The 13,847-nt window shown below is 60.4% G+C and carries 11 protein-coding genes and 2 tRNA genes; 10 read left to right on the top strand and 3 right to left on the bottom strand.

Annotated elements, in window-relative coordinates; all coding sequences use genetic code 11:
• Nucleotides 1-8: 8 nt before the first annotated feature.
• From B3R00_RS09430 to B3R00_RS09420, 3 genes are all read left to right on the top strand, one after another.
• Nucleotides 9-788 (top strand): enoyl-CoA hydratase, encoded by a 780-nt coding sequence (locus tag B3R00_RS09430; protein WP_286998798.1) that lies wholly within the window; start codon nt 9-11, stop codon nt 786-788.
• A gap of 28 nt (nt 789-816) precedes the next feature.
• Nucleotides 817-893: transfer RNA gene (locus tag B3R00_RS09425), tRNA-Met, on the top strand.
• A gap of 6 nt (nt 894-899) precedes the next feature.
• Nucleotides 900-976 (top strand) — tRNA-Met (locus B3R00_RS09420).
• Nucleotides 977-1,054: 78 nt separating this feature from the next.
• On the opposite strand, the gene B3R00_RS09415 is transcribed toward B3R00_RS09420, so the two are convergent.
• From B3R00_RS09415 to ffh, 3 genes are all read right to left on the bottom strand, one after another.
• Nucleotides 1,055-1,474, bottom strand: coding sequence for a hypothetical protein (locus B3R00_RS09415; protein WP_286998797.1), 420 nt, complete (start codon nt 1,472-1,474; stop codon nt 1,055-1,057).
• 126 nt (nt 1,475-1,600) lie between these two features.
• Nucleotides 1,601-2,161: a C40 family peptidase gene (locus B3R00_RS09410; RefSeq protein ID WP_376747607.1), complete on the bottom strand. Its 561-nt coding sequence runs from the start codon at nt 2,159-2,161 to the stop codon at nt 1,601-1,603.
• A 198-nt stretch (nt 2,162-2,359) separates the two neighbouring features.
• A complete protein-coding gene (gene ffh, locus B3R00_RS09405) occupies nt 2,360-3,751 on the bottom strand; it encodes a signal recognition particle protein (RefSeq protein ID WP_286998796.1) in 1,392 nt (463 codons plus the stop codon).
• A 268-nt stretch (nt 3,752-4,019) separates the two neighbouring features.
• Here ffh and B3R00_RS09400 point away from each other — a divergent pair, with 268 nt between their 5' ends.
• From B3R00_RS09400 to B3R00_RS09370, 7 genes are all read left to right on the top strand, one after another.
• Nucleotides 4,020-4,835, top strand: coding sequence for a cytochrome C assembly family protein (locus B3R00_RS09400; protein ID WP_219164830.1), 816 nt, complete (start codon nt 4,020-4,022; stop codon nt 4,833-4,835).
• Nucleotides 4,832-5,062 carry a PP0621 family protein gene (locus tag B3R00_RS09395; RefSeq protein ID WP_174862844.1) on the top strand — a complete coding sequence of 77 codons (231 nt, stop codon included), beginning with the start codon at nt 4,832-4,834 and terminating at the stop codon, nt 5,060-5,062. Before B3R00_RS09400 ends, B3R00_RS09395 begins: the two co-directional genes overlap by 4 nt.
• 16 nt (nt 5,063-5,078) lie before the next feature.
• Nucleotides 5,079-6,812 carry a sensor histidine kinase gene (locus B3R00_RS09390; protein ID WP_286998795.1) on the top strand — a complete coding sequence of 578 codons (1,734 nt, stop codon included), beginning with the start codon at nt 5,079-5,081 and terminating at the stop codon, nt 6,810-6,812.
• A 7-nt stretch (nt 6,813-6,819) separates the two neighbouring features.
• Nucleotides 6,820-8,289: a sigma-54-dependent transcriptional regulator gene (locus B3R00_RS09385; protein ID WP_286998794.1), complete on the top strand. Its 1,470-nt coding sequence runs from the start codon at nt 6,820-6,822 to the stop codon at nt 8,287-8,289.
• On the top strand, nt 8,273-8,878 hold the full coding sequence (gene ampD, locus B3R00_RS09380) for a 1,6-anhydro-N-acetylmuramyl-L-alanine amidase AmpD (RefSeq protein WP_286998793.1): 606 nt from the start codon (nt 8,273-8,275) through the stop codon (nt 8,876-8,878). Before B3R00_RS09385 ends, ampD begins: the two co-directional genes overlap by 17 nt.
• 512 nt (nt 8,879-9,390) lie before the next feature.
• Nucleotides 9,391-12,297, top strand: a complete 2,907-nt coding sequence (locus tag B3R00_RS09375) for a ribonucleoside-diphosphate reductase subunit alpha (protein WP_286998792.1) — start codon at nt 9,391-9,393, stop codon at nt 12,295-12,297.
• Nucleotides 12,298-12,420: 123 nt separating this feature from the next.
• Entirely contained in the window at nt 12,421-13,506 is a 1,086-nt protein-coding gene (locus B3R00_RS09370; protein WP_286998791.1) for a ribonucleotide-diphosphate reductase subunit beta, read from the top strand.
• The last annotated feature ends 341 nt before the right edge of the window (nt 13,507-13,847 follow it).

The raw sequence follows: 13,847 nt of genomic DNA, 5'->3' as shown, positions 1-13,847 counted from the left end.
GACAAGCCTTGGCCTACGAAATGATTGAAGTGCGCGTGGAAGCTGACAAAGTCGGCATCATCACCCTCAACCGCCCCAAACAGCTCAACGCGCTGAATGACCAGTTGATGGATGAGTTGGGCGCCGCCCTCAAAGCCTTTGATGCCGATGAAAAAATTGGCTGCATGATCATCACCGGCAGCGAGCGTGCCTTTGCCGCAGGCGCGGACATCGGCGCCATGGCCAAATACAGCTTTGCCGATGCCTACAAAGGCGACTACATCACCCGCAACTGGGAAGCCATTCGCAGCATCCGCAAGCCCGTGATTGCGGCGGTCAGCGGCTTTGCGCTGGGCGGCGGCTGTGAGCTGGCAATGATGTGCGACTTCATCATCGCGGCTGACAACGCCAAGTTTGGCCAGCCCGAAATCAAGCTGGGCGTCATCCCCGGTGCTGGCGGCACGCAGCGCCTGCCACGCGCCGTGGGCAAATCCAAAGCCATGGACATGGCTCTGACTGCCCGCATGATGGACGCCCAAGAAGCAGAGCGTGCAGGCCTTGTCAGCCGTGTGGTGCCGTTTGACAAGCTGGCAGACCAAGCCTTGGGCGCCGCCATCACTATCAGCGGCTTCTCGCAGCTTGCCGTCATGGCGGCCAAGGAATCGGTCAACCGCGCATTTGAAGGCAGCCTCAGCGATGGCGTCATGTTCGAGCGCCGCCTGTTCCACGCGCTGTTCGCCACCCAGGACCAAAAGGAAGGCATGGACGCGTTCGTGAACAAGCGCCAGGCCAACTTCGTCAACCTCTAAAAAAATTGATATATAATCGCGTTCTCTTGGTCGTATAGCTCAGTTGGTTAGAGCGCAGCATTCATAATGCTGATGTCGTAGGTTCGAGTCCCACTACGACCACCAGAGTTCGGTCGTATAGCTCAGTTGGTTAGAGCGCAGCATTCATAATGCTGATGTCGTAGGTTCAAGTCCCACTACGACCACCAAAATTTAAAACCCCGCAGTGCTGACGCATTGCGGGGTTTTTGGTTTTTAGGCCTAGCCACAGGCTGCTTCAGACGCTTTTATTTAGCAACAGTGCCATCCAGCTTGTGCTGCTCGCCATCACCCTGGGCATTCGTAATCACCGCAGCCATGCCGGCTGCAGGTGTCACACCGCCCTGCTCTTCGGAAGGCTGAGCAGTGCTGTCTTGGGGCTGAAGCACCTCTTGCTGCGCTGTTGCAGCGGGCAAAGGCACGGCTGGCGGCAAAGGCTCGCGAATATCGGCTTTGGCCACTGGCAGCACATCGTGCGAGCGCAAATAATTGTCTGATCCCAACAAAGGTTTGCGTGGTGGTGGTTGGTCAAACTTGTCCGCTTGCCCCATCGGGAAGGTATCTGCCCGCATTTGTGGACCGGAGTCTTGGCACCCCGCCAGCAAGGCGGTGGCACCTGCCAGCGCAGCGCTGACTGCACACAAACGAAGGGATTGGGTCATGGTCATGGCTACTTCCTCCTTAAGCGCACCATGTTGATCGGACCTGCACGCCTTGTCTGTCAGGCAAACACCCAAGCGATTTTGCGCACGATTCCACCACGCCCTGGGGGCGTAAAAGCCAGACGCCCAAGCTCAGGCGAAGATGCTGCGCGCCTCGGTGAATCGCTTGGCAAAGTACACGTGATCCATGCGCACGCGCTGCACGGTTCCGCCTTTGGAGGGCGCATGCACAAACTGCCCATTACCAACAAAGATGCCCATATGGGAGTAACGCCCACCCAAGGTATTGAAGAACACAAAATCTCCGCGCTGCAGACCACGGTCTTGCACTGGCGCGCTGAACTGCGCCCATTGGGAGGTGGTGCGCGGCAAGCGCCCTTCGTGAATGCCTTGAACTGCCCACTGGATCAGGCCACTGCAGTCAAAGCCACCTTCCGGTGAATTACCGCCATAGGTATAGGGCGTGTTGACCACCAGCATGGTACGAGCGAGCAAGGCTTCGCGCAGGCCGCTGTGCAGCTGCAAAGCATCGACGGGTGCTGGGCCTGCTGCCGAGGCCGTCGCACCACGACGCGCGCTACTGGGCGCCTTGGAAGCACTGGAGCAACCGGCCAGTACGGCAGCCGCCCCGATCAACAGCCACGTACGGCGCGACGACTGCTGCAACAAAGGGTTAGAAAGCGGTGCTTGCATGCCGTGCATTATGGGCAACATCTCCTCAAAAGTAAAAACAAGAGCTGCCAGCGTAGGCTTTCTGTGCACTTCAATGAGAAATACCTGCCAATCCCTTTATCTGAGAGCGCAACCAGCTCCTATTTTTTAAATTTAGAGACAAAAAAACCGCATCGTTTTGCTGCGATGCGGTGGGCTTGACGGTGCGCTATTACAACGTCAGAACGGCAGCTTGGGCATACCACCGCCACCCATCATGCCCTTCATGGCTTTCATGCCACCCATGCGCTTCATCATCTTCATGAGGCCGCCGCCCTTCATCTTCTTCATCATGGTTTGCATTTGCTCAAATTCCTTGAGCAGACGGTTCACCTCCTGCACCTGCACGCCCGCACCCTCGGCAATGCGCTTTTTGCGCGTGGCCTTGATGAGGGCGGGGTGCTTGCGCTCTTTGAGGGTCATCGAGCAGATGATGCCTTCCTTGCGCTTGATTTCGCGCTCGGCCTTATCCATATCCACCTGGCCGGCCTTGGCCATCATCTCGCTGGGCAATTTGTCCATCAAGTTCGACAAGCCGCCCATTTGCTTCATTTGCTGCAGTTGCGCCAAGAAGTCGTTCAGGTCAAAGCCGTCACCGCTCTTGAGCTTTTCGGCCATCTTCTGCGCGGCTTCCATGTCCACGCCTTTGGTGACCTGCTCCACCAGCGCCACGATGTCGCCCATGCCCAACACGCGTTGCGCATGACGGCTGGCATCAAACACTTCCAGGCCATCAAGCTTTTCTGAGACACCGGCAAACTTGATCGGCGCGCCGGTAATCTGACGCACCGACAGCGCCGCACCACCGCGCGAGTCACCGTCCAGCTTGGTCAGCACGATACCAGTCAGCGGCAGGGCTTCCTTGAACGCTTTGGCAGTGTTGATCGCGTCCTGGCCCTGCATGGCATCGACCACAAACAGGGTTTCCACCGGGTTCAAGGTGGCGTGCAAATCTTTGATTTCGGCCATCAACAGCTCGTCGATGGCCAGTCGGCCAGCCGTGTCGACCAGCAGCACGTCGAAGTAATGCTTCTTGGCGTAGTCCAGCGCTGCCACGGCGATGTCGTGGGGTTTTTGGTCAGGGGTCGAGGGGAACCACTCAGCGCCAGCTTGCGCAGTCACGGTCTTGAGCTGTTCGATCGCCGCAGGGCGGTACACGTCGCCCGAAACCGTCAGCACCTTTTTCTTGCGCTTTTCAATCAGGTGCTTAGCCAATTTGGCCGTGGTGGTCGTTTTACCTGCACCTTGCAGACCAGCCATCAAGATGATGGCGGGCGGCTGGGCGTTGAGGTTGATGTCGGCAATGCCTTCGCCCATGGTGGCCGCCAGTTCGGCGTTCACAATCCCCACCAAAGCCTGGCCGGGCTTCAGGCTGCCCAGCACCTCCTGGCCCAGCGCCTTTTCCTTGACGCGTGCAATAAAGTCGCGCACCACGGGCAAGGCCACGTCGGCTTCCAGCAGCGCCATGCGCACTTCGCGCAGCATGTCTTGCACATTGGATTCGGTAATACGGGCCTGGCCACGCATTTCCTTGACGAGGCGCGAGAGTTTGTCGGTAAGTGCGGATGCCATAAGCGAGTGTGTCCGAAGAGAAAAGCATGCGCCGTATGCGGCTTGGCCACGGGGCCCGGCGCCTTGGGCAGGGGGCTGCGCTGCGCGCTGTGCCCGTGCTGCCCGCCGCGGGCAGCCCTGTACAAACAAGCTCCCCATTCTACCCGCTGCCTCCACGCCCTGCCCTGTAGCGGCACAGAGCACACAGAGCCTACAAGCACGGAGAAGGCGCAAGGCCAGCATGCAACAGCGCCCCCCGCACCCAAGGCGGACAGCTATGATTACAGACATGGAGTCTTCCACGCATTTTTTCTCCGGCACGCCCGGCTGGACCACGGCATTGGCCTTGGCCACCATCGCGGCCTACCTTGTCCCTGTATTGGGTGTGCAACGCATGGCAGAAAACCATGCCCGCATGGGTATGCGCGCAGCATGGGTTTTGCATTTGCTCACCATCGCCGCAGGCTTGACGGCATCCCCGGCGCGCTTTGGCTTTGCCCCCGCACTTTCCATGACTGCCTGGCTGATGCTGACCATGTATGCCATTGAGCAGCAGCTCTACCCCAAGATGCGAGCCGTGGGCGTGCTTTCCATATTGGGTGCGCTGGCGGTGCTGCTGTCCCAGCTTTTCCCTGGCAAACCGATGGCCGTGCATGCATCGGCGTGGCTGCCACTGCACCTGGCGCTGGGCATCGCTTCGTATGGTCTGTGTGCCGCCGCCGTGGTGCATGCGGGATTGATGTCGCGCGCAGAGCGCCGTATGCGAGCCGCCACCAACGATGAAAATGGCATGCCCCTGCTGATGCTGGAGCGCCTGACGTTCCGCTTCGTCACCGCTGGTTTTGTGCTGCTGACGGCAACGCTGCTGGCAGGCTGGCTATTTGGAGAATCGCTGTATGGCCGGGCTTGGCACTGGGACCACAAAACCGTGTTCTCCTTGCTGGCTTGGTTTGCATTTGCAGGCTTGCTGATTGGCCGCTCGCGCTTTGGTCTGCGCGGGCGTCACGCAGTGCACTTGATTTATGCGGGCGCCGCCCTGTTACTGCTGGCCTACGCAGGCTCGCGCTTCGTTGTGGAAGTCGTCATGCTAGGACGCATGTCATGAAATATGTACTCGTTGCTCTGGTGGTCATCATTGCCATCGGCATTTGGCGCAACAACCGTCGCAAAGCAGCGGCTGCACAGCCTTCCAGCAAGCCACGCTTGCGCCAGCCCGAAGATATGGTGACCTGCGCGCACTGCGGCGTGCATCTGCCCGCCAGCGACGCCATTACCAGCCCAGACCGCAGCCACTACTGCAGCACTGAGCACCGCCACCTCGGCCCCCGCTAGTTACCTCGTACCAGCCTTGCCTGAAGCCACCACACTCCCCCTGCAAAGTGCACGCCGGCTGTGGCAGGCCTTTCTCTCGGCCCGGGGACTGGTTGCGACGCTGCTGATTGCACTGCTTGCAACCCAGACATGGACATCCGCAGGGCTTCCGCAGAATGTCTATTGGCTGTGGTTGCTCACCACCGGCTACTTGGTCATTGCGCTGCTGGGCTGGGTTGTGCTGCACCACAAGCCACCTGCCAGTTACTGGCGCTGGCCCTGGCTGCTGCTACTGGCATCTGACGTTGCCACCATCTGCCTCTTACAAGAGATGCAGCTGGGCAAAATGCATTACACGCCACTGCTCGCTCTGCCCATCCTCACCGTGTCAGTGCTGGGCCATATGCGACTGGCCCTGGCCACCACAGCCAGCATTACCCTGATTTTGCTGGGCATCGACATTTTTCATGCATGGCAGTGGGAGGGCATTTCTGGTGAAAGCTATATGCAGACTGCCTTGGTCTGCGCAGGTTTTTTTGCCGTGGCCTACCTGACTCGGCAGCTGGCACAACGTCTGGCATATCAAGAGCGGCAGGCGCGCACCAACCGCCAAGCAGCCCGCACCCAGACGCAAGTCAACAGCCTGATTGTGGCCAACCTCTCAGAGGGCGTGGTGGTGGTCGACAGGCACTATCAAGTGCGCATGGCCAACCCTGCAGCCTGTGAATTACTGGGGCTTCCTGCGCCGCTCGGCCTGCATGACCTGCTGCATCCCGAGTGGCAGGCGTTGCGTACCATGGTTGACCAAACCTACGCCAGCAGCCGATCGCTCAGCCAGCACATCCACCTGCTGGCGGTGGGCCAAAGCCCAACAGGCTTGTATGTACGCACCTGGCTCACCACCAGCATGGAAGGCGATAACTGGCTGCCAGAGCTGGAGGGCGATGGAGCCGATAGCGTGCTGGCCCCGCATGCTTGCCTGTGCGTCATGTTTTTGCATGACCTGCGTGAAGTCGAAGCGCGCCTGCGCACCGAGAAAATGGCGGCCATGGGCCGCATGTCTGCGGCTGTGGCCCATGAAATTCGCAATCCTCTGGCAGCGATTGTGCAAGCCAACGCTTTGCTGCAAGAAGAGTTGACAGAGCCCGCGCAGCAACGCCTGAGTCATATGGTGGAACAAAATGCGCAGCGGCTGGCGCGCATTGCCGAAGAGGTGCTGGACATTGCCCGCGTACAGCAGCAAATCCAGCACAGCGACTCACGCACCTTGGAGTTAGACGTGGAGCTTGCCAACATCTGGCAAGAGTGGCGCCTGCAAAACAGCGGTATTTCTCACGGGATTTTCCAACCGCAAAGTGCGAATGCTTACGTCGCTTTTGACACGGAACATTTGCGTCGCGTCGTCGTGAACCTGCTGGATAACGCCGCCCGCCATTGCCAGGCGCAGCATGAAGACGCCCTGCAGCTGCTGACCGGTGCTGGTGGTGAAGGGCATTTCTGGCTGCAGGTATGGAGCGAAGGTGCACCGCTGGAGGCCTCGGTGGAAAAACACCTGTTTGAGCCTTTTTTCTCATCGCAAAGCCGCTCCACGGGTTTAGGGCTGTATATCTGCCGCGAACTCTGTCAGCGCCATGAGGGCAGCATCAGCTACAGCCGCTGCGAACGACTCACGGCGCGCGGCATGCAAGCAGGCAATGCCTTCACCGTGCGCATGCGAGGCCGACTCCTGCACTCTGCCAACGCTTCCTTGTTTGATCCGATTGTGATGTGATCACCGTATGGGAAATTCTTCAGCCACCATTCTTGTTGTCGATGATGAACCGGATCTGCGCACGCTCTATGAACTGACATTGCTGCGTGAAGGCTACCGCGTGGAAACTGCAGGCACCTTGGCGCAAGCCCGTGCGCATCTGCAAATTTGCCGCTTTGACGTACTGATTACCGACATGCGCCTGCCCGATGGGTTGGGCATGGAGTTGCTGCGGGAGTTGTGCGCGCAGCGCCGCAACGAACGTGCGATTGTGATGACTGCCTATGGCTCTGCGGAAAATGCCGTAGAAGCATTGCGCTACGGCGCTTTTGACTACCTCACCAAGCCCGTCGACCTGAAGCAATTTCGCACCATCGTGGCTTCTGCCGTCAGCCATGAAGCAGCGCGACCACCCGCACCTACGCAGCAGCACAACACCCCTCCGGCGGCACACCGCCACGGGGAAGAAATTTTGTCAGCTTCGGCCGCGCTGGATCGCTTGGTGGGCACTTCAGCCGCCATACAGCAGGTCAAGCAACGCATTCAAAAAGTGGCGCAAAGCATGGCTCCGGTGTTGGTGACGGGCGAGTCTGGCACCGGCAAAGAGCTGGTGGCGCGTGCCCTGCATGCATGCAGCCACCGTGCGCACGGCCCGTGGGTGGCCGTGAACTGCGGTGCCATTCCGGAGCACTTGCTGGAGGCTGAATTTTTTGGTGCCCGCAAAGGCGCCTACACCGGCGCCACGGCAGACCGCGAAGGTTTTTTCAGCGCAGCACGCGGCGGTACTTTGTTTCTGGATGAGATTGGTGAGCTGCCGCTGGCCATGCAAAGCAAATTGCTGCGCGTGATTCAAGAGCGCCGTGTCCGCCCACTGGGCACGACGCAAGAAGAAGCTGTCGATGTGCGGATTGTCAGTGCCACCCACCGCGACTTGGCGGCCGACGTGCACTCCGGTCACTTCCGCCAGGACCTGTACTACCGCCTGAATGTGATCGACATTGCCATCCCCCCGCTGCGCGAACGCCGCGAAGACGTGCCAGCCCTGTGCGCCGCGTTGCTGCAGCGTATTGCCGGCGAGGGCATGGGCAACCTGGTGCCCACGCTCTCCGACCATGTCTTGGCACATCTGCAGCAGCAACCGCTGCATGGCAACGTCCGAGAGCTGGAAAATCTGCTGCATCGCGCCATCGCTTTGGATGAAGAGATGGCACTGCCAGAAGCCACTGGCACAGTTGTGCCCCCTGCTGTGCTGCACAGCCCCCCCAGGTGCGATACCGACGAGCTGCCCAGCGACCTACAAGCCTGGCTGGATCAGCAAGAGCGCAGCATTTTGATGCGGGCGCTACAAAGCTGCGGCTTCAACCGCACGGCAGCTGCCGCGCGGCTGGGCATCAGTCTGCGCCAAATGCGCTATCGGATAGCGCGGCTGCAAATTCCACTGTCACCCGACGAGGCGGAAGCATCCAGCGACAATCCGCTGTATGACGCCCACCACTGACGCATCCCTGCCCACCTGGCAGCAAGGCTGGCTCTCGAGCGCCCTGCACCTGCCCTCCCCCAACTTCGGCCCGCGCCCTGAAGGGGTCGACATCAGTCTGGCCGTGGTGCACTCCATCAGTCTGCCACCCGGTGCATACGGCACGGGCTGCGTGCAGCAGCTCTTCACCAACCAGCTCGACTGGGACGCCCACCCCTACTTTCAAGGCATTCGAGGGCTGCAAGTATCTGCCCACTTTTTCATCACGCGCCAAGGCGTGGTGTGGCAGTTTGTCAGCTGCGACGATCGCGCGTGGCACGCAGGCACATCACAGTGGTGCGGGCGTGACAACTGCAATGATTTTTCGATTGGCATTGAACTCGAGGGCCTCGAAGGTGGGCAGTTTGATGTCCCCCAATACCAAGCCTTGGAGCACCTGTGCCACGCCTTGGCTGCCCACTACCCCCTCACACACATTGCCGGGCACGAGCACATCGCACCAGGGCGCAAACAAGACCCCGGCCCCGGTTTTGACTGGGCGCACCTGCGGCAGCAGCTGCTGCACCTGCCTGTGCAATGGCCCAGCACAGTGCCACCCAACAAGCCATAAAAAGAGAGCTACTTGCGCTCACCCGTCAATGCTTTGCAAAAAATAAAGCCGCCCAACCCTTACCAAGAGCGCGCCAAGCGCTCTTTTTTTATTTCAACCCTGACCAGACCCACTAAGCAACCACTACATATAGCGCTTTAACAAAAATCAAAACAACACATATAGCGCTGCAAAGCCACCTGACGTTAAGGGGGTTATTCCTTTTTCAGCACATACCGCACCCCACACCCAGCAAGGCCTGCACGCAACTTTGGCCCCGCAATCCGCAGACCGTCGTGCTTTTTTCACCCAGGCGCAGATGCCGCAACGCCTAGCGGCATGTCAACCGGGAAATTTGCGGAGTACCAACAGCACACCAACACTCTTTTGTCACAGCAGACAAATACACTACCCCTAGTGTTTTTAATTTTTACAAACACCATCAGTAGCGCACAAAAACAGTGCGCAGCAAAATTTTTTTGGGTGCTGCATTCCTTGGCGCAGCGCCCAGCCATCCGCACCAAGAGGCCCTCATGCAAGACGCTATGAACAGCTCAAACTCCGACTTGGCAACGCCGCGTACCCCGGGTGCCAGCAGCATTCCAGCCGTACTGGATCAATACCAGATCATTCGCCGCAGCGGTGATGTGGTGCCGTTTGCGCCGCAAAAAATTGCCATTGCTGTCACCAAAGCCTTTCTCGCGGTGCGCGGCCCCCAGGGCGCGGCGTCGGTCAGCATTCGCGAAACCGTCGAAGCCCTGACCAATACCGTCGTGCGCGCGCTGCTGCGCTCGCGCCCCGAGGGCGGCACCTTCCACATCGAGGACGTGCAGGACCACGTCGAACTGGCCCTGATGCGCGGCGGCCACCAGGACGTGGCCCGTGCCTACGTGCTGTACCGCGAAGCCCGCAACCAGGAGCGCGCCGCCGCCAAGAAAAAGGCTGCCGAAGACGCCGCGGCGGCCGCCGCCCCCAAGCCCAGCCTGCACGTGACCGATCACGGCCAGCGCATCCCGCTGGACCAGGCCCGCCTGGAGGCGCTGATCACGGCCGCCTGCCACGATCTGAACGCCGACATCAGCCCCGCGCCCATCGTGGCCGAGACCCTGCGCAACCTGTACGACGGCGTGCCCCTGGCCGAGGTCTACAAGGCTGCCATCCTGGCCGCCCGCACGCTGATCGAGCGCGACCCCGACTACACCTACGTCACCGCCCGCCTGCTGCTGCACACCATCGTGCGTGAGGTGCTGGGCCGCGACGTGCAGCCGACCGACATGGACGCGGCCTACGCCGAGAATTTCCCCACCTTCATCGCCAAGGGTGTGGAGCACGAGCTGCTGAACCCCGAGCTGCTCCAATTCGACCTGCCCCTCCTGGGCGCAGCCCTGAAGGCCGAGCGCGACCAGCAGTTCGACTACCTGGGCCTGCAGACCCTGTACGACCGCTACTTCCTGCACGTGCGCAAGACCCGCATCGAGCTGCCCCAGTCCTTCTTCATGCGTGTGGCCATGGGTCTGGCACTGAACGAGGACGACCGCAACGCCCGCGCCATCGAGTTCTATGAGCTGCTGAGCTCCTTCGACTTCATGTCGTCCACGCCCACGCTGTTCAACAGCGGCACGCAGCGCTCGCAGCTGTCCAGCTGCTACCTGACCACGGTGCCCGACGATCTGGGTGGCATCTACGACGCACTCAAGGAAAACGCCCTGCTGTCCAAATTTGCCGGCGGCCTAGGCAACGACTGGACCCCCGTGCGCGCCCTGGGAGCCCGCATCAAGGGCACGAACGGCGAATCGCAGGGCGTGGTGCCCTTCCTGAAGGTGGTCAACGACACGGCCGTTGCCGTGAACCAGGGCGGCAAGCGCAAGGGCGCCGTCTGCGCCTACCTGGAAACCTGGCACCTGGACATTGAAGAGTTCCTAGAACTGCGCAAGAACACCGGCGACGACCGCCGCCGCACGCACGACATGAACACCGCCAACTGGATCCCCGACCTGTTCATGCAGCGCGTGATGGAAAAGGGCCAGTGGACGCTGTTCAGCCCTTCCGACGTGCCCGACCTGCATGACCTGTACGGCCAGGCCTTTGCCAAGGCGTACACCGCCTATGAAGCCCAGGCCGATGCGGGCGAACTCAAGCTCTTCAAGCGCATTCCCGCTGTGGACCTGTGGCGCAAGATGCTGTCCATGCTATTCGAGACCGGCCACCCCTGGATCACGTTCAAGGACCCTTGCAACATCCGCTCGCCCCAGCAGCACGTGGGCGTGGTGCACTCGTCCAACCTGTGCACCGAAATCACGCTGAACACCAGCGCGGCCGAGACCGCCGTGTGCAACCTGGGCTCGGTCAACCTGGCCCAGCACATCCGCGATGGCCAGCTGGACCACGACAAGCTGCGCAAGACCGTGCGCACGGCGATGCGCATGCTGGACAACGTGATCGACATCAACTACTACGCCGTGGACAAAGCGCGCGACTCCAACCTGCGCCACCGCCCCGTGGGCCTGGGCCTGATGGGCTTCCAGGATGCGCTGTACGCCATGCGCACGCCGTATGCCAGCGACGCGGCGGTGGAGTTCGCCGATGCCTCCATGGAAGCCATCTGCTACTACGCCTACTGGGCCTCGACCGAGCTGGCCAAGGAACGCGGCACCTATTCCAGCTACCAGGGCTCGCTGTGGTCCAAGGGCATCCTGCCGCTGGACTCGCTGAACCTGCTGGAGCAGGCGCGCGGCGGCTACGTCGATGTGGACCGCAGCACCCGCCTGGACTGGGAGGCGCTGCGCGCCAAGATCGCCCAGGATGGCATGCGCAACAGCAACTGCGTGGCGATTGCGCCCACGGCCACCATCTCCAACATCGTCGGCGTCGATGCCTCGATCGAGCCTTCGTTCGGCAACCTGTCGGTCAAGTCCAACCTGTCGGGCGAGTTCACCATCATCAACCAGTACCTGGTGCGTGACCTGAAGCAGCTGGGCCTGTGGGACAGCGTGATGGTCATGGACCTGAAGCACTTCGACGGTTCGCTGCGCGCCATCGACCGCGTGCCGCAGAACCTCAAGCAGCTGTACGCCACGGCCTTCGAGGTGGAGCCCAGCTGGCTGGTGGAAGCCGCCGCACGCCGCCAGAAGTGGATCGACCAGGCCCAGAGCCTGAACATCTACATGGCCGGTGCCTCGGGCAAGAAGCTGCACGACACCTACATGCTGGCCTGGCTGCGCGGTCTGAAGACCACCTACTACCTGCGCACCACCAGCGCCACGGCGGCCGAGAAGTCGACCATCCAGAGCCGCGCGCTGAACGCGGTCTCGCCCGCCGCGGTCGAGACCTCCAGCGCACTGGACCGCGCCGCAGCCGCCGCACGGGCCAGCACCGGGGCTCCGGCCACGGACGTGAAGTTCTGCGCCATCGACGACCCGGGCTGCGAAGCCTGCCAGTAAGGCACCCATTGATTTCATAGCAGCCAGCGCCCAGACCACAAGGGCATTCAAGCTTTACCGCTTGAATCCCTTGTATATCCAGCGCAGCCAGCTCACTTTTTTGCAGATTGCAGGGAGTACGACATGCTGACTTTTGATGACGAGATTTCGTCCACCACCAGCGCCAGCCACAGCGCATCGGCCAGCACGCACCAGCGTGTGAATGCCGCCGACAAGCGCATCATCAACGCCAAGACCGACGTCAACCAGCTGGTGCCCTTCAAGTACAAATGGGCCTGGGAGAAATACCTCGCCACCTGCGCCAACCACTGGATGCCGCAGGAGGTGAACATGACGCGCGACATCGCGCTGTGGAAGGACCCCAACGGCCTGACCGAGGATGAGCGCCGCATCGTCAAACGCAACCTGGGCTTCTTCACCACGGCCGACTCGTTGGCTGCCAACAACATCGTCCTAGGGACTTACCGCCATATCACGGCGCCCGAGTGCCGCCAGTTTTTGCTGCGCCAAGCGTTTGAAGAAGCCATCCACACGCACGCCTACCAGTACATCGTGGAATCCATCGGTCTGGACGAAGGCGAGATCTTTAACGCCTACAACGAGATCCCATCCATCCGCAACAAGGACGAGTTCCTGATCCCCTTCATCGAAGCGATCATGGACCCCCACTTCCACACTGGCACACCCGAAAACGACCAGACTCTGCTGAAGTCGCTGATCGTTTTTGCCTGCCTGATGGAGGGCCTGTTCTTCTACGTCGGCTTCACGCAGATCCTGGCGCTGGGCCGCCAGAACAAGATGGTCGGCGCGGCCGAGCAGTACCAGTACATCCTGCGCGACGAGTCCATGCACTGCAACTTCGGCATCGACCTGATCAACCAGTTGAAGCTCGAGAACCCGCACCTGTGGACGGCCGAATTCAAGGAAGAAATCAACGCACTGTTCCGCAAGGCCGTGGACCTGGAATATGCGTATGCCGAGGACACCATGCCGCGCGGCGTGCTGGGCATGAACGCCTCGATGTTCAAGGGCTACCTGCGCTACATCGCCAACCGCCGCGCCACGCAAATCGGCCTCGAAGAACTGTTCCCCGGCGAAGAAAATCCGTTCCCCTGGATGAGTGAAATGATCGATCTGAAGAAGGAACGTAACTTCTTTGAGACACGCGTGATCGAATACCAAACTGGTGGTGCACTTTCTTGGGATTAAGTCGCTATAAAACCTCGCAAACCCATGCGTTGGAATTCATAATGCGCCCATGCCATCACAAATTATTTTTACAGGTGATGGCATAGGGCGTTTGTGTGTCCATGCGTCAAACCACTCCACGTCGCAATGGCTCGTGATCGCTCGCGAAGTTCGATCACGCAAACGCTGTGTGCAAATTGATGAAGGAGAAAACGATGGCAACTGCAAAGAAAGTGGCTGATAAAAAAGCTGCACCCGTAACCAAGACCGAAGCTGCTAAAAAAGCGGCTCCCGCCAAGAAGGTAGCAGCACCCAAGGCCGCTGCTCCTGCCAAGAAGGCCGCTGCGCCTAAGGCTGCCGCT

The organism is Comamonas sp. UBA7840, from assembly GCF_002501455.1.
Lineage (GTDB): Bacteria > Pseudomonadota > Gammaproteobacteria > Burkholderiales > Burkholderiaceae_C > Comamonas > Comamonas jiangduensis.
This window is presented reverse-complemented; position numbering and strand designations above follow the sequence as displayed.

Excerpts from the sequence above, each read along its gene's own strand:
- B3R00_RS09415 (WP_286998797.1), bottom strand. The coding sequence starts at position 1,474 with ATGACCATGACCCAATCCCTTCGTTTGTGTGCAGTCAGCGCTGCGCTG.
- B3R00_RS09410 (WP_376747607.1), bottom strand. The coding sequence starts at position 2,161 with ATGCAAGCACCGCTTTCTAACCCTTTGTTGCAGCAGTCGTCGCGCCGT.
- ffh (WP_286998796.1), bottom strand. The coding sequence starts at position 3,751 with ATGGCATCCGCACTTACCGACAAACTCTCGCGCCTCGTCAAGGAAATG.
- B3R00_RS09400 (WP_219164830.1), top strand. The coding sequence starts at position 4,020 with ATGGAGTCTTCCACGCATTTTTTCTCCGGCACGCCCGGCTGGACCACG.
- B3R00_RS09395 (WP_174862844.1), top strand. The coding sequence starts at position 4,832 with ATGAAATATGTACTCGTTGCTCTGGTGGTCATCATTGCCATCGGCATT.
- B3R00_RS09385 (WP_286998794.1), top strand. The coding sequence starts at position 6,820 with ATGGGAAATTCTTCAGCCACCATTCTTGTTGTCGATGATGAACCGGAT.
- ampD (WP_286998793.1), top strand. The coding sequence starts at position 8,273 with ATGACGCCCACCACTGACGCATCCCTGCCCACCTGGCAGCAAGGCTGG.
- B3R00_RS09375 (WP_286998792.1), top strand. The coding sequence starts at position 9,391 with ATGCAAGACGCTATGAACAGCTCAAACTCCGACTTGGCAACGCCGCGT.
- B3R00_RS09370 (WP_286998791.1), top strand. The coding sequence starts at position 12,421 with ATGCTGACTTTTGATGACGAGATTTCGTCCACCACCAGCGCCAGCCAC.